This is a genomic window from Aminobacter sp. LjRoot7 (assembly GCF_964252895.1).
GTDB lineage: Bacteria > Pseudomonadota > Alphaproteobacteria > Rhizobiales > Rhizobiaceae > Aminobacter > Aminobacter aminovorans_B.
This window is the reverse complement of sequence record NZ_CAXUPX020000002.1, coordinates 577,387-598,747: the sequence shown is the minus strand read 5'-3', so window position 1 is coordinate 598,747 and position 21,361 is coordinate 577,387. Positions and strand designations below refer to the sequence as shown.

Annotated in this window: 21 protein-coding genes; 5 read left to right on the top strand and 16 right to left on the bottom strand. The window is 62.3% G+C overall.

Annotated features, from left to right (window positions below; translation table 11 throughout):
* Positions 1-96: 96 nt before the first annotated feature.
* Positions 97-822, top strand: coding sequence for a glutathione S-transferase family protein (locus ACSQ3E_RS08565; protein ID WP_436122345.1), 726 nt, complete (start codon positions 97-99; stop codon positions 820-822).
* Positions 823-903: 81 nt separating this feature from the next.
* On the opposite strand, the gene ACSQ3E_RS08560 is transcribed toward ACSQ3E_RS08565, so the two are convergent.
* The 6 genes from ACSQ3E_RS08560 to ACSQ3E_RS08535 form a co-directional block, all read right to left on the bottom strand.
* Positions 904-3,009, bottom strand: a complete 2,106-nt coding sequence (locus ACSQ3E_RS08560; RefSeq protein WP_436122344.1) for a molybdopterin-containing oxidoreductase family protein — start codon at positions 3,007-3,009, stop codon at positions 904-906.
* Between the two features lie 378 nt (positions 3,010-3,387).
* The gene (locus ACSQ3E_RS08555; protein WP_436122343.1) at positions 3,388-4,986 is read right to left on the bottom strand and encodes a GmrSD restriction endonuclease domain-containing protein; all 1,599 of its coding nucleotides are present in this window, start codon (positions 4,984-4,986) and stop codon (positions 3,388-3,390) included.
* 92 nt (positions 4,987-5,078) lie between these two features.
* On the bottom strand, positions 5,079-6,956 hold the full coding sequence (gene abc-f / locus ACSQ3E_RS08550; protein ID WP_436122342.1) for a ribosomal protection-like ABC-F family protein: 1,878 nt from the start codon (positions 6,954-6,956) through the stop codon (positions 5,079-5,081).
* A gap of 93 nt (positions 6,957-7,049) precedes the next feature.
* Entirely contained in the window at positions 7,050-8,318 is a 1,269-nt protein-coding gene (locus ACSQ3E_RS08545) for an MFS transporter (RefSeq protein WP_436122341.1), read from the bottom strand.
* Between the two features lie 238 nt (positions 8,319-8,556).
* A complete protein-coding gene (locus ACSQ3E_RS08540; RefSeq protein WP_310324751.1) occupies positions 8,557-9,162 on the bottom strand; it encodes a hypothetical protein in 606 nt (201 codons plus the stop codon).
* Between the two features lie 205 nt (positions 9,163-9,367).
* Positions 9,368-9,880 carry a DinB family protein gene (locus ACSQ3E_RS08535; protein WP_310324747.1) on the bottom strand — a complete coding sequence of 171 codons (513 nt, stop codon included), beginning with the start codon at positions 9,878-9,880 and terminating at the stop codon, positions 9,368-9,370.
* 62 nt (positions 9,881-9,942) lie between these two features.
* On the opposite strand from ACSQ3E_RS08535, the gene ACSQ3E_RS08530 reads away from it, so the two are divergent.
* Both ACSQ3E_RS08530 and ndk read left to right on the top strand, forming a co-directional pair.
* Positions 9,943-10,635 (top strand): glutathione S-transferase family protein, encoded by a 693-nt coding sequence (locus tag ACSQ3E_RS08530; RefSeq protein ID WP_436122340.1) that lies wholly within the window; start codon positions 9,943-9,945, stop codon positions 10,633-10,635.
* A 74-nt stretch (positions 10,636-10,709) separates the two neighbouring features.
* Positions 10,710-11,132 carry a nucleoside-diphosphate kinase gene (gene ndk, locus ACSQ3E_RS08525; RefSeq protein WP_018427138.1) on the top strand — a complete coding sequence of 141 codons (423 nt, stop codon included), beginning with the start codon at positions 10,710-10,712 and terminating at the stop codon, positions 11,130-11,132.
* A 154-nt stretch (positions 11,133-11,286) separates the two neighbouring features.
* Here ndk and ACSQ3E_RS08520 read toward each other — a convergent pair whose 3' ends face one another.
* The 6 genes from ACSQ3E_RS08520 to ACSQ3E_RS08495 all read right to left on the bottom strand — a co-directional run bounded on the left by ACSQ3E_RS08520 (position 11,287) and on the right by ACSQ3E_RS08495 (position 16,467).
* Complete coding sequence (locus ACSQ3E_RS08520) at positions 11,287-12,054, bottom strand: YbaY family lipoprotein (protein WP_436122339.1); 768 nt, start codon at positions 12,052-12,054, stop codon at positions 11,287-11,289.
* 148 nt (positions 12,055-12,202) lie between these two features.
* The gene (locus ACSQ3E_RS08515) at positions 12,203-12,670 is read right to left on the bottom strand and encodes a molybdenum cofactor biosynthesis protein MoaE (RefSeq protein WP_436122338.1); all 468 of its coding nucleotides are present in this window, start codon (positions 12,668-12,670) and stop codon (positions 12,203-12,205) included.
* 5 nt (positions 12,671-12,675) lie between these two features.
* Positions 12,676-12,930, bottom strand: a complete 255-nt coding sequence (gene moaD, locus ACSQ3E_RS08510; protein ID WP_310324733.1) for a molybdopterin converting factor subunit 1 — start codon at positions 12,928-12,930, stop codon at positions 12,676-12,678.
* Between the two features lie 4 nt (positions 12,931-12,934).
* Positions 12,935-13,531, bottom strand: a complete 597-nt coding sequence (gene pgsA, locus ACSQ3E_RS08505; protein ID WP_310324731.1) for a CDP-diacylglycerol--glycerol-3-phosphate 3-phosphatidyltransferase — start codon at positions 13,529-13,531, stop codon at positions 12,935-12,937.
* 105 nt (positions 13,532-13,636) lie between these two features.
* The gene (gene uvrC / locus ACSQ3E_RS08500) at positions 13,637-15,643 is read right to left on the bottom strand and encodes an excinuclease ABC subunit UvrC (RefSeq protein ID WP_409014662.1); all 2,007 of its coding nucleotides are present in this window, start codon (positions 15,641-15,643) and stop codon (positions 13,637-13,639) included.
* 59 nt (positions 15,644-15,702) lie between these two features.
* Positions 15,703-16,467, bottom strand: a complete 765-nt coding sequence (locus ACSQ3E_RS08495; RefSeq protein WP_436122337.1) for an SDR family oxidoreductase — start codon at positions 16,465-16,467, stop codon at positions 15,703-15,705.
* 417 nt (positions 16,468-16,884) lie between these two features.
* Between ACSQ3E_RS08495 and ACSQ3E_RS08490 the strand changes: the two genes are divergently transcribed.
* Positions 16,885-17,544, top strand: coding sequence for an outer membrane protein (locus ACSQ3E_RS08490; protein WP_310324724.1), 660 nt, complete (start codon positions 16,885-16,887; stop codon positions 17,542-17,544).
* Between the two features lie 87 nt (positions 17,545-17,631).
* Here the strand turns inward: ACSQ3E_RS08490 and ACSQ3E_RS08485 are convergent, their stop codons facing one another.
* On the bottom strand, positions 17,632-18,345 hold the full coding sequence (locus ACSQ3E_RS08485) for an FkbM family methyltransferase (protein WP_436122336.1): 714 nt from the start codon (positions 18,343-18,345) through the stop codon (positions 17,632-17,634).
* Positions 18,346-18,550: 205 nt separating this feature from the next.
* Between ACSQ3E_RS08485 and ACSQ3E_RS08480 the strand changes: the two genes are divergently transcribed.
* The gene (locus ACSQ3E_RS08480; protein ID WP_436122335.1) at positions 18,551-19,426 is read left to right on the top strand and encodes an alpha-1,2-fucosyltransferase; all 876 of its coding nucleotides are present in this window, start codon (positions 18,551-18,553) and stop codon (positions 19,424-19,426) included.
* A gap of 45 nt (positions 19,427-19,471) precedes the next feature.
* Here the strand turns inward: ACSQ3E_RS08480 and ACSQ3E_RS08475 are convergent, their stop codons facing one another.
* The 3 genes from ACSQ3E_RS08475 to ACSQ3E_RS08465 form a co-directional block, all read right to left on the bottom strand.
* Positions 19,472-20,071 (bottom strand): glutathione S-transferase family protein, encoded by a 600-nt coding sequence (locus ACSQ3E_RS08475; protein WP_436122334.1) that lies wholly within the window; start codon positions 20,069-20,071, stop codon positions 19,472-19,474.
* A gap of 114 nt (positions 20,072-20,185) precedes the next feature.
* Positions 20,186-20,899, bottom strand: a complete 714-nt coding sequence (locus ACSQ3E_RS08470) for a ribonuclease T2 family protein (protein WP_436122333.1) — start codon at positions 20,897-20,899, stop codon at positions 20,186-20,188.
* A gap of 16 nt (positions 20,900-20,915) precedes the next feature.
* Positions 20,916-21,359 carry a hypothetical protein gene (locus tag ACSQ3E_RS08465; protein ID WP_184773779.1) on the bottom strand — a complete coding sequence of 148 codons (444 nt, stop codon included), beginning with the start codon at positions 21,357-21,359 and terminating at the stop codon, positions 20,916-20,918.
* Positions 21,360-21,361 lie beyond the last annotated feature (2 nt).

Here is a 21,361-nt window from a genome sequence, read left to right as displayed (position 1 = left end):
AAAGTCTACGTTTGTGGACATTTGGTTTCAAATTGCCCGACTACAAGATCAAAGTCCACATCAATACATCAGGGTCATCAACAATGGAGACCTGACATGACAACCACCCCGATCTTCACCTCCGGCTTCCCGCTCGGCTCGTCGGCCGGCCTCGTCGCCGCCTTCGAATGGCTCGGCCACCCCTACCGGCTGACCCGCGTCGACATGCTGGGCGAGATGCGCACCGAGGCCTACAAACGCCTGAACGGCCGGGTCGAGACGCCCGTGCTGATTACAGGAGAAGGCCGCGTGCTGACCGAGACGATGGCGATCGCGCTCTGGCTGGAGGCGCGCGACCCCGAACGCCGCATCAGCTTCGAGCCCGGCACGCCGGAGGCCGACAGGATGCACCAGTACATCGCCTTCCTGAACACCGCCTTCACCGGCGCCTTCGGCCCGCTCTGGGTGGCGCTCGAAGCGGAAGACGCCACCGAAGAGGAGCGCGAGACGCTGCGCAAGTTCGGCCGCGACTTCGTCGCCACCCGCCACGCACAACTCGAGGCGATGATCGGCGACAACGACTACCTGCTCGGCGACAGGCCGACACTGGCGGATGCGGTGTTTGCCGGGGTGGCGCGCTGGACGGACTTCCACAAGGCGGTCAACCCGAGCGACTACCCGCGCATCCTGGCGCTGCGCAACCGCATCGAAGCCGACCCGGCGTTCCGCTTTGCCGTGGCGATCGAAGACGGCGACACCACGGCCACCGGCAGCGGCGCGATGAAGGGGCTGGTTCCCCTCGCCGACGTGCTGCGCGACACGAGCGCAGCGCTGGCCGCCTGAGCGGTCAAAACAAAAGGCTGCGCGCCGTCATGACGCGCAGCCCATTTTCGTCGTTTCTGCGGCTGGCTGGCAGCCCAGACCCTAAGCCGCCCTTACCCAGACCTTGTTGTCGTGCACGGCCGCGCCGCCATAAGGCGCCGGCGCGTCGGCGCCGGTCAGCACGTTGATGCCTTCGCCGCGCTCATGGTCGGAGTTCGGCCAGATGCCCTCGGCAATGACGACGCCGCGCTTGATCTTGTCGAACAGGCGGGCATGCAGCACGACCTCGCCGCGCATGTTACCGATCTCGACCCGGTCGCCTGTGGTGATCCCGAGTGCTGCCGCGTCCTCGGAATGGATGAGCAGTTCGGGCCGCCCCTCCTTCTCGCGCGACACCGGCGTCTCGGCAAAGGTCGAGTTGAGGAAGTTGCGCGCCGGCGACGTCGCCAGGCGGAACGGATGTTCGGCATCCGCCACCTCGATCAGGTCGACATGATCGGGGAATTCGGGCAGCTGCGCCACCGGGCCGAAGATGCCCATGCTGCGCGGCGGCTTGTTGGGGGCGGCACCGCCATTCCATTGCGGCCTGAAGCGGAACTTGCCGTCGGGATGGCCGAACCCTTTGAGGAAATGCGCGCTGTCGAACTCCGGCTGCATGTCGGCCCACTTCTCTTCTTTAAAGGAATCGAAATTGCCCAGGCCCTTCTTCTCCAGCATGACGTCGATGTGCTGGCGTTCAGTCATGCCGAAGCCCGGCATATGCGACACGCCAAGCCGCTTGCCCAGCTCCTCGATGACATAGTGGTTGGTGCGCGGGCCCTCCGGCGGGTCGGTCAGCTTCGGCCCCAGCGTGATGTGCTGGTTGCCGCCGCCCTTGTAGATGTCGTCATGCTCGAGGAACATCGTCGCCGGCAGGACGACGTCGGCGAGCTTCGCCGTATCGGTCATGAACTGCTCGTGCACGCAGGTGAACAGTTCGTCGCGCATGAAGCCCTGCTTCACCAGACGCTGCTCGGGCGCGACATTCATCGGGTTGGTGTTCTGGATCAGCATCGCCGTCACGGGCGGGCCGCCATAAAGTGCGTCCTCGGCATTGGTCAGCACCGGGCCGATACGCGAATGGTCGAGATAGCGAATGTTGGGGTCGCGGAACTTGGTGCCTTCGAGCAGCTCACCATTGAGCTTGAAGATGCCCGAATTGGAATGGAAGGCGCCGCCGCCCTCATATTGCCAAGCGCCAGTCACCGCCGGGATCGACAGCGCCGCATGCATGTTCACCGAGCCGTTGCGCTGGCGCGAGAAGCCGTAGCCCAAGCGGAAGAAGGTCTTCTTGGTGGTGCCAACTAGCCGGGCGAAAGCCTCGATCTCGTCAACCGAAAGGCCGGTAATCTGGGCTGCCCATTCCGGCGTCTTGTCGCGCAGATGCGCTTCCAGCCCCTTGGGATCGTCGGTGTATTTTTCGAGATAGGCGCGATCGGCAAGGCCGTCCCGGAACAGCACATGCATCACCGCGCAGGCCAGGGCCGCGTCGGTGCCGGGCTTCAGCACCAGCCCCATGTCGGCCTGCTTCAGCGTCGCCGTCTCGTAGATGTCGATGACGACGATCTTGGCGCCGCGTTCCTTGCGCGCCTTGATCGCGTGGGTCATCACATTGACCTGGGTGACGACCGCATTGGTGCCCCAGATGACGACGCAGTCCGACTTGCCGATCTCGCGCGGATCGGTGCCGCGCAGCGCACCTGTCCCCATGACATAGCCGGTCCAGGCCAGATTGGTGCAGATCGAGCCGAAGAAGCCGGAATATTTCTTGGCGTGGCGCAGCCTTTCGATGCCGTCGCGCTGCACCAGCCCCATCGTGCCAGCGTAGAAATAGGGCCAGACCGTCTCCGAGCCGTATCTGTCCTCCGCCGCGATGAACTTTTCCGCGACGAGGTCGAGCGCTGCCTCCCAGCTCGCTTCCTTCCAGTTGCCGTCGCCCTTGGCGCCGGAACGGACCAGCGGCTTCAGCAGCCGGTCGGGGTGATGGACGCGGTCGGCATAGCGCGCGACCTTGGCGCAGATGACGCCTGCCGTATAGCTGTTGGACTTGGCGCCATGCACACGCCCGATGCGCTTGTCGTCGAGCAGCTCAACTTCGAGCGCGCAGGTCGACGGGCAGTCATGCGGGCAGGCCGAATGGCCGATCCTGATCTTGGCGTGCTGGTTCATGTCAGGGGTTTACCCCAAATTGCCAAGGGCTGGTAGATTGCTCCAGACATTGGCCTAAGCCATCCCGCCAAGTCGACCAATCGCCTCGAATCGCTGGGCCAGTTCGGCAAAGAACAGGTTGCGGTAGCGGGCGACCTGCTCCACGGCATCGAGATGCCCGGCATCAACGCCGTCGAGTTCAGTATGTGCCGACCACAGGAGATAAGCGAGCGTGTAGTTCCCTGCGGGTCAACGCCGGCCTCGGTTTGCCAAAGCAGCGCCATTACGCGATCCGCCCCTACGCAAAGACGACAAACGCGCCGTTGCGGCGGAGCATTCGCCGAGCGGCAGACTACCTCGTCGCTGCGACTAGCGGATTGTCTTACAGCGATTGCTTGCTCATTTTAGGTTTTCTCTCTCACTATTGCAGCGCGGATGGACTGGTCGCCCATTCGCACCGGCTGAACTGCCCCCGTTCGATCGCTCGTCCTCATGATCCGTGACGATCCCGTTGCTGTGCAATAGCCCCCCGCATAACAAGCATCTATGGGCAGTAGGCAAAGCGGATTCAATGAAGCCACCGGACTTAGCTCCCCGAGAGAACCCAGCCCCAGCCGTTCCCGTTCTACGACGCTCCTTGTGTTCGGCATCTTCGCTTTCAAGAAACGCAAAGTCCGATTCACCTATTATACTTGTCCATGCTTCATCGGGCGCGGTTCCTGCGCTCAGTATTTGCAGCATTTTGTCATAGAGGCGCATCATCCGCCGCCGTGTTCGGCCGCCGCTGCCTAGGCGATGGGTTGCAGGTTTTCCGAGTACGGGATGATCCATGATCATTTGTTCAAATTTACTTCGGACTTTCAAAAATCTTACGATCTCACCTTTCTGCTCCAACTGGAGTAACCATGAGAGAACATTGAAAAGTGCGGCCGACTGAAATCCACCCGAAGATGTATAGAAATACAAAGCGGGATGCAGGCCTAGCGATTGAGGTGCTGTTGAAATTATGAATTCAACCATCCGTTTTGTAGATTTGAGATATTCTACAGTTGAGTTTCCGTCTTGATCTTCCGGAATCTCGTCTTTCAATCCTTTTTTCTTCGTCGAAGAATCGGGAATGACCAACTCATTGGCCAGAGAGATCAGATCGAAACAGAACGGCAAAACGGATGCACCGTAGCCGAAGCCCGCCAATGGCACATCCAGGGTTTTGATGGGGAGTTGAAGCGGAGGACTAAATAAGAGCTTGTTTACTGCGCCACCCAGTTCCTCAACCAACTGCCTTTGATGCTGATCGAACTTCTTCCAATACGCGTGTCCAGTGCCGCCTCGCGTAATTGCCCGCGATGAAATCGCGAGGGCCGAATTGCCGGCACGCAGTATCCTAGTTTCGGTCGCATCAATTGGGGTGCCACCTTCGTTTATTCGAAAGAATGCACTCTTGGCCTGCTCGACCCCGGCATTTTTGATCCACTGAGTATCAATAGACTTGAACCCGATTAGGGACGCACGTCTTAGCAACTCTGGGTCTTCTGCCTTCTGATATTGTGCCGCGAACTCATGGGCTTCGTATGAGCCAAGCCTGTCTTTCACCATTTTCCGCGTCAGATCGTGCATGACGCGCTGATGTTCGGGTATCGCATTCCCATAGTGCTTCGCGGAAATTGTTCCCGCGCCGTAGTCGTCATTTGCCCATGCGGCGAGCGCGCTCAGCCTGTGGGCTCCATCAACGACAAAAACGCGCTGACCATTCTGCCAAAGAATGATGGCGGGGATAATGTTGCCGTTGGCAAAAGTTTCGATCAGTCCGACAACCTGTTCAGGTGTCCAGTTGGCGGTTTCTCGCTGGAAGTCTGGCTTGCGTAACCAGCTATAGACAAGACCGGGCTTTAGGTCGCTAATCTTAAGGCCGGGAATATCGCCACCAGATTCAGCCGGAGCCGATAAGTCCTCCCGCGGTATAAGCGCGTCAAGGTTCACAACGTTACGGGTGGCCATGGCAGAATCCCCTCATCCTCATCAAGGTTGAGTCTAGGTAATGCCGTATGTTCAGTCTAGGTGATGCCCGCCCCAGGGAAGAGTGAAAGGCTCTATTCGGCGACGCCTTCTTCATATTCGGCCGACATGGTCAGCCACTTTTCCTCGTTCTGGGCGAGTTGGGTGCCAAGCTGCGAACGCTCCTTGGCCAGCTGCGTCGCCGTCGTCGGGTCCTTCTCATACAGCTTGGGATCGGCCAGCTGGTCCTCGATGCCGTCGATGCGCTTGCGGATACGGTCCATCAGCGCCTCGGTGGCGCGGATTTCCTTGGCCAGCGGCTCCATCGCCGCGCGCCGGGCCGCGGCCTCGCGGCGCTTGTCGGCCTTCGACGCCTTGTCGGCCTCGCGCTCCTTGCGCCGGTCGCCCGACACGCCCGTCACCAACGTCTTGTAGTCCTCGAGATCACCGTCATACGGGTTGACCGAGCCGTCCTTGACCAGCCACAGCCGGTCGGCGGTGGCTTCGAGCAGGTGGCGGTCGTGGGAAATCAGGATCACCGCGCCCGGAAACTCGTTGAGCGCCATGATCAACGCCTCGCGGCTGTCGATGTCGAGGTGGTTGGTCGGTTCGTCCAGGATGAACAGGTTCGGCCCGTCAAAGGCCGACAGGCCCATCAGAAGCCGCGCCTTTTCGCCGCCGGACAGGTCCTTGGCGGCGGTGTTCATCTTTTCCGTCGGCAGGCCGAACTGGGCGACACGCGCCCTCACCTTCGATTCCGGCGCCTCCGGCATCAGCCGGCGGACATGCTCATAGGCATTTTCCTCGGGCCTCAAATCGTCGAGCTGGTGCTGGGCGAAGATCGCCACCTTGAGCCCGGGCGCGATCGTCACCGATCCCGTCTCGGCCTTGAGCCGGCCGGCGAGCAGCTTGGCGAAGGTCGACTTGCCGTTGCCGTTGGCGCCGAGCAGCGCGATGCGGTCGTCGGCGTCGATGCGCAAGGTCATCTTCTTCAGGATCGGCTTGTCGGCCTGGTAGCCGACATTGACCTTGTCGAGGGCGACGATCGGCGAGGCAACCGTCTTCACCGGCTCGGGGAAGCTGAACGGGCGCACATTGTCTTCCATCAGCGCCGCGATCGGCTTCATCTTCTCCAGCGCCTTGATGCGCGACTGCGCCTGGCGTGCCTTCGAGGCCTTGGCGCGGAAGCGGTCGACGAAAGACTGCAGGTGCTTGCGCGCTGCCTCCTGCTTGACGCGGCCCTTTTCCTGCAGCTCGCGCTGCTCGGCGAACTGGCGCTCGAACTGGTCGTAGCCGCCGCGCCAGAAGGTCATCTTCTTCTGATCGAGATGGACGATCGAATTGACGGCGCGGTTGAGCAGGTCGCGGTCGTGGCTGATCAAGAGCACCGTGTGCGGATATTTCGAGACATAGTTCTCGAGCCACAACGTGCCTTCGAGATCGAGATAGTTGGTCGGCTCGTCGAGCAGCAGAAGATCGGGCTCGGAAAACAGCACGGCGGCAAGCGCCACGCGCATGCGCCAGCCGCCCGAGAAGGACGAGGCCGGACGCCGCTGTGCCTCATCGTCGAAGCCGAGGCCGGCGAGGATGGTGGCTGCGCGCGACTCTGCCGAATGCGCGTCGATGTCGGCAAGGCGGATGTGGATCTCGGCGATGCGGTGCGGGTCAGTGGCGGTCTGCTCCTCGGCGAGAAGTGCCGTGCGCTCGACATCGGCCTTGAGCACGATTTCGAGCAACGGCTCCTCGGTGCCGGGCGCTTCCTGGGCAACCTGGCCGATACGCGTGTTCTTGGGCAGGCTGATGCTGCCGGTTTCCGAGCTGAAGTCGCCGGTGATTGCCTTGAACAGCGTGGTCTTGCCGGTGCCGTTGCGGCCGACCAGGCCAGCCTTGGTGCCGGCAGGCAGGGTCAGCGACGCGTGGTCGAGAAGCAGGCGTCCGGCAATGCGGAGGGAAAGTTCATTGATGATGAGCATGGCGTGGCGGTTTTGGCCGAGAGTTGCGGCAATGGCAAGAGCGCGCCGCACCCATTAGGAACGACGCATGATGGAATGAGCCAGTGTCAGGGATCAGGCGAAGGCCGGCCGGTGGCTGCGGTGCAGCGCTTCGCCTGCAATCTCGCCCGTCGCATCGACCGCCTCGCCGTCTGATGCAGCAGGCGGCGGCGAGGCATGGCCGATGGCAAACAGCACCGCACTGCCGGCGGCCAGCATGGCAAACAGCATGAACATGCCCTGCCCGCCAAACGCGCCCAGCGCCAGCCCACCAAACAGCGGGCCGATGAAATTGCCCACCGAACTCAGCGAATGGGCGCCGAAATAGGCGCCGCGATTACCGTCATTGGAGATCTTGTCGACCAGAACATATTCGGCTGGCACGACCAGAACCTCGCCGATGGTGAACAGCACCATGAAGCCGATCAGCATGGTTGCATCGGTGGAAACGGCAAAGCCGAGTTCGCCGCCGAGGAACAGCAGGCAGCCCAGCACCATCGCCCGCAACGGCCCGATCCTCTCGATCACCATGCGCGCCGGTGCGGTGGCAAGCACCACCACGGCGGCGTTGGTGGTGACCAGCCAGGCGAAGATCTTCATGCCGTCGGCAATATTGGTGGTCAGGTATTGCGACAAGGTCACCGACCACTGGCCATAGACCGCCATCAACAGCGTGCCGCCGCCGACATAAAACAACAGCCGGCGGTCGCGCAAAGCAGCACCAAGCCTGCGCAAGCCGGGCGCCTGCTGCACCGTGCCCTGTCCGCCGCGTTCGGCCAGTGCCGCCGGCACGATGGTGAAGATCGCCGCGGCAAAGACGAAGTGGACGATGCCGGCGATGACGAAAGGCAACGGCGAATTGGCGCCGATGGCAAGGCCGATCATCGGCCCGACGGCCCAGCCGGCATTGATGACGAGGTAGCGCCACGAAAACATCTTGAGCCGGAGCTTTTCAGGCGCCGCGTCGCTCATCAGCGCGCGCGACACCGGCTCATATACCGCAGCCGAAACCGACGACACGATATGCGCGAGCGCGAAGGCCGCAACCGACTGCGCCAGGCCGAGGCCGACAAGGCCGAGGCCGGCGAACATCAGCGCCGTAACCAGCACCACCCGCCGGCCGATACGATCCGAAATCGTGCCGGCAAACGGACTGACGGCAGCACCCAGCAAAGGCCCCGTGCCGATCAGCACGCCGATCCATGCCGGGCTCAGGCCGAAATCGCCTTGCAGGCGGATCGCCAGGAAGGTCAGGCTCATGCCCCGGGCGATCGCCACCATGCCGGAGCCGGCAATGAGCAACAGCACGATCGTCTGGCCGGTCTTGTCGCTGAATGGACGCACGGAGGTAATTCCTGGAAAAAGAGATGGCCTGACAAAAGAGAAAGCGACCGCTGCCGGATCGGGCGGAGTCGCGATTGCCTGAACTGGACGAGATCATGGTCAAAGACAAGGCAAACCGCGCCGCCCAGAAGCTCCTATCCGATGATCCAGACATCTCATGACAAGCAGTTGGGCCGACCGTCCCTCGGAATCAAAACGGCCCGCAGATCGCGGGCCGTCCGAAATTCTTCGCGAAGCCTTAGCGGCTTGCGGTACGCAGCAGCTTGCACAGTTCGCGCAGGTCGCTTTCGAATGCCGCCGGGTTGGACAGCACCATCTTGCAGCGCTTCACATAGGCTGCCACCTGAGCGGAATTCATGCCACCGATGACGCCTGGGTTGATGCCAGGTCCGCCAGGTCCGCCGGGGCCTCCGGGTCCACCAGGGCCTCCGGGACCGCCAGGTCCACCAATGCCGGGTCCGCCGATGTTGATGCCAATGTCTGCGAGCGTGTTGCCGCCAAGGCCGACGTTGGCGTTCACGCCGGCCAGGCCCTGGTTGCCAGCGACATTCGCACTGGCATTGGCGGTCAGGCCGTTGTTACCACCGACGGTCGCGTTGGCTTTGGCATCCGCCAGACCCTTGGTGCCGCCGATATCTGCGTTGACATCGGCGTTGACACCGCCCGAACCGCCAACGGTTGCGCCGACGTCGACGCCGAGTCCATTTGAATTACCGATGTCGACAGAGACGCCGAGGCCCTTGCTACGGTCGCCGATGTCCAGGGCGCTGGCCGGGGCGCAGAGCGCCGCGAAAACGATACCACCCGCCAGTGTCTTGGCTATTGCCTTCGATATACTAGTCATGGATGTCTCCCTGTGGTTTTCGAACCAAGCACCCAGTCGCCTTAGACTGGTGCTCCTTCAGTTACGCACCCATGCGACTACGAGTTTCACATGCCCGGCAATTATCCTTTTCTTTTTACTAACGCTGCTCTCTTTCGCTACTCGACGCAAAAAGCAATTTTGTCCACTTCACGACACGTTTAAGAATATAAAATTTTATGCAACCTCAAGCGAATGCTCTGCCGTCTTCCGTGCGCTGGAAGTAAATCAAATCCAAAGCTACGGACGGACGGCCGAGCACTGTCAGGATCATGTGCGCCTGGCCGCGATGATGGGTCTGGTGGTTGAAAAGGTGCATCAGGGCCGGCGCCAGCCGCTGGGAGATTGTGCGCATGTCGGTGACGGTCATGTAGGTGAACCGTCCAGCGAATGCCTTGTCACTGAGCGAGCCGATCCACTCGACGATACGCTTGTCCTCGGCCTGGCGCGCGGCGCGCAGCTTGGCGAAGTCGCCATGGATGACGGCGTCGAGCGATGACGGCGCATCGCCCTCGCCAGTGAAACGCTTCAGCCAGACGCGGTCAGCGACCAGCAGATGATTGAGCGTTCCCTTCATCGACTTGAAGAACGCCCCGGTGTCGCGCTCATATTCTTCCGCGTCCAGGTCGGCTGCTGCTTCATAGACACGCTCGTTGGCCCATTGATTATATGCGGCCAACATCATGAAATGCTGTTTCATCCGATATCCTTCGGTGCTTCGAAAATCATCTTCTTACTACAGCCCATCGGGAACAGCCGCCAATGACCATTCTCCTCTACGACCTCGTGGGCAGCGATATGACGCGCCCGTTCAGTCCGCATTGCTGGAAGGTGGCGATGGCGCTGGCGCATAAGGGGTTCGAATACCGCACCGTGCCGACGCGCTTCCTCGAAGTGCCTGATATCGAAGGCGGCGCCTCGAAGACCGTGCCGGTCATCCGCGACGGCGATAGTGTGGTCGCCGATTCCTTCGCCATCGCGCTCCATCTCGAACATGCCTATCTGGATCGTCCGTCGCTGTTTGGTGGCGCCGGCGGCGAGGCGCATGCCCGCTTCATCGAGCGCTGGTCGCAACTGACCATCCATCCCTTTATCAGTGCCGCCGCGCTGACCGCCCTTCACGGCATGCAAGACGAGGCCAACGCCGACTATTTCCGTAGGAGCCGGGAAGCGCGTTTCGGCAAGACGCTTGAAGAGGTGACGGCGGGGCGCGATGCCGGACTCGCCAGCTTCAGGGCATCGCTCGAGCCGCTGCGCAGCATGCTTGCCTATCAGCCCTGGATTGGCGGCGATGGCCCCCTGTTTGCCGACTACATCGTGTTCGGCGCGCTGCAATGGGCGCGCATCGCCACGCCTTACCAATTGCTCGACGACGCCGACCCAATCGCTGCCTGGTTTGGCCGCTGCCTCGCCCTGCATGGCGGCCTGGCAAGCCGCGTGGCTGCGGCGGCCTAGCCCCTTGGCAATGCGGCGGGCGGCCTGTATAGACCCCGCCACACTGCAAATCCCAGAGATCACAAGGACCTATCATGGCGATCGAACGCACATTTTCGATGATCAAGCCGGACGCAACCCGCCGCAACCTGACCGGCGCCATCACCAAGATGCTCGAAGACGCCGGCCTGCGCGTCGTTGCTTCGAAGCGCGTCTGGATGAGCCGTCGCGAGGCCGAAGGCTTCTACGCCGTCCACAAGGAACGCCCCTTCTTCGGCGAGCTGGTCGAGTTCATGTCGTCGGCTCCGACGATCGTCCAGGTTCTCGAGGGCGAGAACGCCATCGCGAAGAACCGCGAAGTGATGGGCGCCACCAACCCGGCAAACGCTGCCGAAGGCACCATCCGCAAGGTCCACGCCCTGTCGATCGGCGAAAACTCGGTGCACGGCTCGGACGCCCCCGAGACCGCAGCTGAAGAGATCGCCTACTGGTTCTCGGGCACCGAAGTCGTCGGTTGATCCAGCCAGCGAACAGCAGCTGCCAAGTTGCTGATCCAGAATCGAAAAAGCCGGGGTGCGAGCCCCGGCTTTTTCTTTGATCATGAGCTGCCAATTTCACCTGCCAGCCAGACATTTCAAAGGCTTGACAGGACTATCGGCGAAACTGATTCAATCAGCTTCCGGCAGCGAAACGCAGGATGTCCTTGCCGTCCTTGTCGGCCACCACGAGCTTGCCCTGCTCGATCTTGAACGTGGCCGCGCGCTCGAGCGCCTGATGGAACTTGTGCTCCTGGTCCATCACAGCCTGCTCGCAGGCCATCTGCGTCGAGCCGATCTGGCCAAACGTCACCTTGCTGCCATCGACCTTCGCACTGCCGAAGAAACCGTTGCAGCCACCGCGGCCCGACACCTTGCCGTCCTTGCCGATCTGCAGCGTCGGCTTGGCCTTGTCGTGGGCGGCCGCGCCGTCGATCTCCTCGGCAACCCAGTCGCGGTCAAAAATCGTGACCTCCTCGGTGCCAGCGGACTGGCGGACCATTTTGACCTGGATCGTCTGCGGTCCCGCCGTCAGCGGATCGAGCGAATGGCGTACATCATTGATGAACCAGAGCTGGTCATCGACGCTGATGCGCGCCTGCAGCGCGTAGGTCATGTTGGTCTTGATCGCGGTGGGATCGAAAGGGATGGCAAACCTGATCGGCACCTGGCCGGCCGGATCGATCTTCTGCTCGCCGAGTATCTTGGCGGGAGCGTCGGCCAGGGAAATGTCGGCAAGCTGCACCGAAAGCACCGCGTTCGGCGGCAAGGCGATGCGCTCGCGATAGAGCACCTCGCCGGTGACCAAGGTCTCGTCAGCCGTTGCCACGACAGGCACCGCCAGCATTCCGACCAACAGCGGCGCGAAGCCAAACACTAGAAATTCCGCGAGCTTGCAGAGCAAGGCAGCCTCCCCGTTTCAGTTGTTGCCAAGGCGCGACGTGCGCCACCCATCTGCCCCCGAAGCTGCAAAGCCTCGGGGTATGAGGGCCAAAAGTACAAAGAAATGAGGTGGTTCCATGGCCGCCGATGTCGACAGCGGCCACCATCGATCAGGACTTCGCCCAGCGGGCGGCGGCAGCTTCGTCGCTTTCCTTGGCGTCGACCCACCCGCCTTCAGTGCCGTCGATGCGATGCTCCTTCTTCCAGAACGGCGCGCGCGACTTGAGATAGTCCATCAGGAAGCTTGCCGCCTCGAAGGCTGCCTGCCGGTGCCTGGACGCAGCGACGACCAGCACGATGTTTTCGCCCGGCCTGATCTTGCCGAACCGGTGAATGGCGGTGATGCCGGCCAGCGGCCAGCGCGCCATCGCCTCGTTGGCGATGCGCGTGATCTCGGCTTCGGCCATTCCAGGGTAATGCTCGAGTTCGAGGGCAGCAAGGCTGCCGGCCTCGTCGCGGCACAGGCCGGTAAAGGTGACGACGGCGCCGACATCCGCCCTGCCCTGCGTCAGCAGCGCGATCTCGGCGGCGACGTCGAAATCGGCCGCCTGGATGCGCACCATCGGCACGACAGTCATCGGCTTCAGCCGCCCGTCATCGGCGGAAACAGCGCGATCTCACGCGCACTTCCGATCGGCTCGCGGTGATCGACATGCTCCTGGTTGATCGCAACCCGGATCACTTCAGGATGCTGCAGGGCGCTTTCGAATTCCTCGCCGCGCGACTTGAGCCACAAAAGCAGCTCCCTCACCGTCTTCACGTCGGCGGGCAGCTCGACCTCTTCTTCGGCCTTGCCGATCCGCTCGCGCACCCAGGCGAAATATATGAGCTTGGTCATGGTCTCACTCGTCCATGATGTGCTTCAGGCCGGCGCGGAAATAGTCGTAGCCGGTGTAAAGCGTCACAAGGGCCGCGATCCACAGCAGCACGAGGCCGACCTGGGTGGTCAGCGGGAAGATCTTGTCGCCGGCCGGGCCGGCAAGCAGGAAGGCGATGGCCACCATCTGGATCGCCGTCTTCCACTTGGCGAGCTGGGTCACTGGCACGCTGACTTTCAGCGCGGCGAGATATTCGCGCAGGCCCGAGACCAGGATCTCGCGGCACAGGATGATGATCGCCGCCCACAGCGACCAGCCGGCAATGCCGCCACGATGGTCGGTATCGGCGGCAAGCAAGAGCAGGCAGGTGGCGACGAGCAGCTTGTCGGCGATCGGATCGAGCATGCGGCCGATGTTCGATGTCTGCTTCCAGGCGCGCGCCAGGTAGCCGTCAAGATAGTCGGTGACGCTGGCGGCGATGAAGATGACAAGCGCACTCCAGCGGGCAAAGTCGCTCGACTTCAACGTGCCCTCGAGGAAGAAGCACAATACGACGAGCGGCACGGCCACGATACGCGCGTAGGTCAGCATGTTGGGCAGATTGAATGCGCGCTGGGCCATGGTCTCTTATGCTCTTTCGTCTGCCGTAGTGAAATCAGAACGGGGGCTTGGGGGTCAACTGTCTATCGATAGCCCGATCAGACGCCGGACGACAATTCTCGTTGATCACCCATTATCGTGAAAATGGTTGTAAACAAGGCGCGCGATGGATTCCGAGATGCCCTCGACGGCCATCAGGTCGTCGACAGCCGCCCGGCTCACCGCCTTTGCGGTACCGAAGGCCAGCAGCAGCGCGCGCTTGCGACTCGGTCCGATGCCGCCGATCTCGTCGAGCGGGTTCTTGACCATCTCCTTCTTGCGCCGTGCCCGGTGCGAACCGATGGCAAAGCGGTGCGCCTCGTCGCGCAGGCGCTGGACGAAATAGAGCACGGGATCGCGCACCGGCAGCGAGAACGAATCCTTGCCCCTGACGAAGAAACGCTCGCGCCCGGCCTCGCGGTCCTGGCCCTTGGCGACGCCGATGGCAATGACGCGGTCCTCGATACCTAGTTCGGCCAGCATGGCGCGCACCGCCGTCATCTGGCCCTGGCCGCCATCGATCAGGATGACGTCGGGCCATGCCGGAAACGCGCCGGCGTCCTCGACGCCCTCGGCCTCTTCCGTCTCGGGCTGGTCGCCGCCATGCTCCTTGAGCAGGCGCGAAAAGCGGCGGGTCATCACTTCGCGCATCATGCCGAAGTCGTCGCCGGGGGTGATGTCGGTCGAGCGGATGTTGAACTTGCGGTACTGGTTCTTGACGAAGCCCTCCGGCCCCGCAACCACCATGCCACCGACCGCATTGGTGCCCATGATGTGCGAGTTGTCGTAGACCTCGATGCGCACCGGCGGCTTGTCCAGCCCGAAGGTCTGGGCAAAGCCCTCCAGCAGCCGCGCCTGGGTCGACGTTTCTGCCAGCCTGCGGCCGAGCGCCTCGCGGGCGTTCTGCACGGCGTGGTCGACGATGTCCTTCTTCTCGCCGCGCTGCGGCACCGAGATCGCCACCTTGTGGCCGGCGCGGGTGGACAGCGCTTCGGCGAGCAGTTCCTGCTCCTCGACCCCATGTGACAACAGGATCGCGCGTGGCGACGGCTTGTCGTCATAGAACTGGGCCAGGAACGAGCCGAGCACTTCGGCCGCCTCCAGCGACGAGTCAGCCTTGGGGAAATAAGCGCGGTTGCCCCAGTTCTGGCCGGTGCGGAAGAAGAACACCTGGATACCGGTCTGCCCACCTTCCTGATGGATGGCGAAGACATCGGCCTCGTCGATGGTCTGCGGGTTGATGCCCTGATGGCTCTGCACATGCGACAGGGCCGCCAGGCGGTCGCGATAGACGGCGGCGCGTTCGAAATCGAGCTCCTCGGCCGCATGTTGCATCTGGCCGGAAATCTCGGTCTTCACCTTCTGGCTGCGGCCGGAGAGGAAGTCCTTCGCCTCCTGCACCAGCTCGTCATAGCCCTCGCGCGAAATCTCGCCGGTGCAAGGTGCCGCACAACGCTTGATCTGGAACAACAGGCAGGGCCGCGTGCGGTTGTCGAAGAACGAGTCGGTACAGCTGCGCAGCAGGAAGGCGCGCTGCAGCGAGTTGATGGTGCGACCGACCGCCTGCGCCGAGGCGAACGGCCCGAAATAGTCGCCGCCCTTGCGTGAGCGCGCGCCGCGGTGCTTGTAGATGCCGGGCGCGGTGTGGTCGCTGGTCAGCATGATGTAGGGGAACGACTTGTCGTCGCGCATCAAGACGTTGAAGCGCGGCCTGAGACGCTTGATCAGGTTTGCTTCGAGCAGCAGCGCCTCGATCTCGGTGCGGGTGACGACGAACTCCATCGTCGCCGTCTCGCGCACCATCTTGCCGATGCGGTTGGTGTGGAATCGCCCCTGCGCATAGTTGGTGACGCGTTTCTTCAGGCTGCGCGCCTTGCCGACATAAAGCACGTCGCCCGCCGCATTCATCATGCGGTAGACGCCCGGCGCGTTGGGCAGCCGCTTGACCAAAGTCTGGATCACCTCGGCGCCGACCATGCCGTCGGCATCGCCAGCGTGCGCGCTCCAGTCTATCGCGGTGAAAGGCAGGTCCGGACCGGAGGCTACGACAATCTCTTCCGCCGCCTCGTCGTCATCGAGATCGACGTCGGGCATGTCTTCGGCAGCCTTGGCGCCCTTGCGGAGGCTCGTGCCGGTATCGGATTGGCGTGGACTCATTCCACCATGCCTGTCACGTCAGGCGTCTGCCAGGCAAGATGCTGGCCGCCGTCCAGCGCGATCATCTGGCCGGTCACCGACCGCGACTGCCAGAGATAGCGGATCGTCGCTCCAAATTCCGCCAGCGCCGGCCCGTGCTTCAGGATCAGCCCGTCGAGCTGGGCGGCGAAAGCAGCGGCATCCTGGCGGGAGCTCGGCAGAGTCGGGCCGGGGCCGATGGCATTGACGCGGATGCGCGGCGCCAGCGCCTGCGCCATCGTCCTTGTCGCTGCCCACATCGCCGCCTTCGACAGCGAATAGGAGAAATATTGCGGTGTCGGCTTGAGCACGCGCTGGTCAATCATGTTGACGATCAGGCCGTCGGCGCCCTCGGGCAATGCGGCGGCAAAGTTCTTCGCCAACAGTGCCGGCGTCTTCACATGCAGGGCGAAGTGGCGGTCCCATATCTCCCAGCCAAAATCGGTGACCGAATCGACTTCGAAGACCGACGCATTGTTGACCAGCAGCGAGATCGGCCCGAGTGCCGTCGCGGCGTCAGCGACAAGTCCGTCCACCGCCGCCATATCGGCGAGGTCGGCCTGGACGACGACGGCCCGGCCACCACCGGCATTGATGGTGGCGGCAAGATCATCGGCCGCCTTGCGCGCGTGATTGCAATGGATGGCAACGCCAAAGCCATGCGCGGCAAGGTCTTCGACGATCGCGCGGCCGATACGCTTGGCCCCACCCGTCACCAGCACGTTGCCCGCCATGTCAGCCATCCAGTCGTCCTCTCATGCTGTCCGCCAGCTTCCGCAAAGGCAGGTTTCGGCTACCTCTTGGTAACCTATGTAAAAAGCCGTTCATCGATCTGGCGGCAATGTGGCGAAAGCCAGCGGTACCGCCCGAAAACCTGCCAGCGAAGCAGGCTGGCATGCGAGATATAGAACGCCCAACCCCTTGTACCAAGCGGCTTCAGGCAAATGGCTGGCAAAGCTCCTGACAAGGCTGTTGCGCACATGCAACGTCACGCTTCAGCCTCATTTGCGCCGGGCAATCACCCAACTTCAGGTTCGGTTCAGCCGCATTTCGACACGACATTCGGAACTGTTCGGCGCCCAGCCCGTTTCTCCCCCCGGACGGGCTAGGGGTGCCAGTTGAAAAAGAGCCAGTGTCTAGTTGGCTTAAGGAGTAAAACAATGACTGCCATTCTCAAGCACGCTCGTCCGCTCGCTGCGGCGTTCGGCCTGGTCGCGCTGGCTTCCATGCCTTCATTCGCTGCCGACGTCGTCATGGAAGAGCCGCCGGCACCTGCCGCGCCGATGGAACAGCCCCCGCTCAACACCTGGTCGGGCCCGTATGCCGGTGTGACCATCGGTTACGGCTTCAGCGGCGAAGCTGACGCAGCTGGCAACAAGATCAGCACCAGCGGCTTCCTCGGCAGCGCTTTCGCTGGTTACAACTACCAGATGGAAAACTTCGTCCTCGGCGCCGAAGGCGATCTCGGCTACAGCGGCGTCAAGGGCGACAACGCCGGCACCGCCGTCAAGAACGGCTTCGAAGGCTCGCTGCGTGCCCGTCTCGGCTACGTCGTGACCCCTGACATCCTGCTCTACGCTACCGCTGGTGGCGCTGGCGCACAGGTCAAGGCGACTGAAGGCGGCATTTCCGACAAGAACACCATGCTCGGCTGGACCGCTGGCGTCGGCACCGACGTCAAGCTCACCGAGTCGGTCTTCGGCCGTGTCGAGTACCGCTACACCGACCTGGGCAGCGACACCTTCGCTCTCGGCGCAGGCGACACCAAGATCTCGAACAAGGATCACCGCATCCAGTTCGGCGTCGGTATGAAGTTCTGATCCTTGAGATCAGCACAAACGAAAAAGCCGGGCTCACGCCCGGCTTTTTTGTTTTGTGAAGGTCAACCGCAACAGAGAACAAAAAGGTTATCTCGACCTGAAAGTCTCGCAAAAGCGTCGTAGCCAACCAAAGGTAGTTGTCCGTAAGAAAAGCTGGTCGCCATGCCTTGGCGCGCGGCGGAGTTCGATGAACCCGTGGCGGCCGAGAAATACCTTCAGCTCGGGCTGCAGCACCCCGCCTTCGTAGAACTGCTCCTTCGAAACCTCCACGATCACCGCCTTGGCATTGGCCAACAGCGATGTCGCTCCCTTCAAAACCATCAGCTCTGCGCCCTGCACGTCCGCGGCGATGAGATCAGCGTTCTGAAATCCGTTCGACTGGGCAATGTGGTCGAGCGTATCCGTTCCAACCTCTTCGGTAACGCCCGTCTCTTCTACATGCCCCCAGGTTTCCCGAAACAACGGAGTCGCCGAAAAGATTGAACTGGAAGCGCCTTCATTGCTGAAGTGGCGAAGGGTTACGCCCAGACCTGCGACATCGGAGGCAAACGCATTGATCGCCACATGGCGCGTCCTGGCGCCAGTCGGCTTGGCAAGGCGGTCGACGAGTTGCCGATACGCATCCGCGGATGCCTCGACCCAAAGCACATCGCTGAAACCCAGCGACTCGTAGGCCTCGCGCTCTTCGCCATAATGTGCCCCAACGTGAATGGCCGTCTTAATGCCAAGCTGCGCAGCCAAGCCGTCCTTCAGCAACGCCAGCGGCTCCCGGTGTTTTTCCAGGAAGCCAAATTGGCTCATCAGTTTTCGCAACATTCTTGATCCTGCCTGCGCGACGTGAAGGCGAAAGCCAGTAAACTACAGTCTGGCGAATGGGAATGACATTTGCACACGCGCCTCATTTGCAGCGTGTCGTCGGACAAATGCGATCTCACGATCTCCAGATTTGATTTCTTCGACAACCGCTGCCACTAAGCGGCAAATTGCGGCGGACTCGATCACACGAATGAACCGGCAGATAATCAGCAAGATATATGGCGGCCTGGGCAACCAGATGTTCCAGTTTGCCATGGGCCGCGCCATGGCAATCCGCAGCCAAAGTTCCCTGCTGCTGGACAAGCGGTATTTCGATAGTGCGCCGTCAGTCACTTTCCGGCTGAACCACTTCAACATCGGCCAAGCCGTCGTTGCTGGAAGGTTGCCGCCGCTACGGAAGGAGGAGCGGCTGCGCTACCTTCTCTGGCGCGGACTGAGGCTTCCGCCGCATCGTGTGAGGGAACGCGCCCTCAGCTTCGACGCCTCAATGCTTGTGCCTCGCACCAACGTCTGGCTCGACGGCTACTGGCAGTCGGAACGCTATTTTGCCGATTGCATCGAAACAATCCGGGACGACCTCCGAATCGTCACGCCGCCCAGCGACGAAAATGCAAAACACCTTGCCGACATCGCGGCATGCCCTGCAATCTCGTTGCATGTCCGTCGTGGCGATTACCTCCTGCCGGAAAACCAGGCGCTGTTTGCCGCCTGCTCGAAGCAATATTACGCCAAGGCTGTTGACCTGATGGCGTCGAAGATGGCGGAAGAACCGGTCATCTATGTCTTCTCCGACGATCCCGACTGGGCCCGCGACAATCTCTCCTTCCCGGTCGAGAAACGGGTGATGGGCCATAATGGCCGCGACGCCGACTATGAGGACATGCGCCTGATGAGCGCCTGCCGCCATCATGTCATCGCCAACTCCAGCTTTTCCTGGTGGGGCGCCTGGCTCAACCGATCGCCCGAAAAGATCGTCATCGGGCCGGCGTTATGGTTTGCCGATCCGTCCGCCAGCAATCCCGACATCCTGCCCAAGAGCTGGTCGAAGCTGTCCAACCAGGCCTGAGTGCCAAGCCCGAGCGAACGCAACCGGCCGCTGCCCCGGCAGGTCTCAGCCTTGCGGGATTATGGCCTTCAGCTCCGGGAACTTCTCGTCGAAGCGGGCGGCCCAGCGCTTGAGGCGCGGGCGGCCCTTTTCCCACTTTCCGGCGAAGCGCAGGTCGAGATAGCCGATCGCCGCCCGGAGCGCGATCTGGCCCGTGGTGATCGCCTTCGGCAGTTTTGGCGGGTTGGCGTTGAGCAGGTCGAGCGAACGCGTCACCTTCGACCACTGCTTGTCGATCCAGGGCTGGTGGACGATCTCCTCCGGACGCCCGCGACGTTCGTAGACGATCGCCAAAAGGCAATCGCAGATGCCGTCGGCCAGCGCTTCCAGGCGCTCGGCATCGAGGCGCTTTTCGGCATTGCGCGGGAACAGCTTGTTGCCGGACAGCCGGTTCAGATACTGGGTGATGACGCGGCTATCATAGATGCTCTGCCCTTCGTCGGTGATCCAGACCGGGATCTTGCCGAGCGGATTGGCGTCGGTCAGCAGCGCCGGCTGCGGCCCGGTCTCGACGGTGACGGATTCGACCGCGATCCCAACGTAAGCGGCCGCCATGCGGACCTTGCCGCTGTAGGGCGAAGCGGGAGAATAGAAGAGTTTCGGCATGGAGGTCCCCTTTTGCGCCGGCGACCATATCAGCACGTGCTGCTGCGGCAACATGCAGCCAGCATAATCAGGGACGCCAGAAGCAGAGTTCGCCAGAATCAAGGATAGCCGGAATCAGCGGCCACGCACGGGCGGCATTACCACCTTGTCGAGCCGGCAGCCGCGGCGGTCGATCTCGGGACAGGCGCGGAAGGCGAGATCCTTGCTCATGCAGATGCGCACCTCGCGCAGGAAGCGCCGGTCGCAGGTCACCGCGACCGAATCGGCCGACATCTCGGGATTGGACTGCCGGAATGCGCGCTCAGCCTGATCAGGCGACAGTGTGCGATAGCTGTCCAGGCTCTTGAATTCCTTTGGCATTTCGATCTTCTCGCGGGCCGCCCGCAGCACCTTGAAATAGTCGTCCTGGCTAAGCCCGGTGCAGGTGCCGTGCTTGCGCCACTGATGGCGGATCAGGCCGGCCGAGGGCATCAGGTCGTAGAGGCTGCGTAGCCTGTCGCTCGAAACATCGCTATTGTTGGTCGGACAGCTCTCGGGAAAGCCGCGCTCATATTGCGGCCAAAGTCCATGCACGACGAAGGCATAGGGCCGGCCGGCGCGACATTGCTGGCCGTTGGCCTGCTCGCCCTCGGCCTCGCAATAGCTCGGCGACCAGGACAGAGCGAGGACGTAGAAATCGAAGCCCTCGCCACGCGGAACGGCTGATGCCGCCTGCTTCGTTTCGGTTGATGTCGTGTCGGACGGCTGCGACTGCTCGGCCGGCGCACAGGCGGCCAACACGGCAAAGACCGCACTTGTCAGCGCGACCCTCAGGACGTTGCGGATCATCTCAGCCGAGCCGGCCTCAGCGCAGGACGCGGCAGCGGCCGTTATAGACGTACCAGCGGTCGAAGCCCGACACGCAGAACTCGACATTGTCGCCGATCGATGCAAAGCCCATGCCTTCCTCGATCAGGTACCAGATGTCGCGGTCGGCACCATCGGACAAGACCACGGTCGCGCCGCAATAACGGCGGCCGATCGGATGGCTCTCATCGGCCGGCTCGTAGCGGTGTTCGTGGATGCGCTGGAAATCGGTGATGGCGACCTGCGGCAGGTTCGGCACGTGGCGGACCTGGTAGCTGAAGCGGCTGGTGATGCGGTTGAGCACCGCCGCATTGCCGCAAATGCCGGGATCGGAATAGTCGGCGCCAACGGAAAGGTCGGCTGCCTGCGCAGAGCCTGCGCCCGACAGGGCCGCTCCGAGGCCAATCATTGCGGCAAAGATGGTGCTGGCGACGCGACTCATGG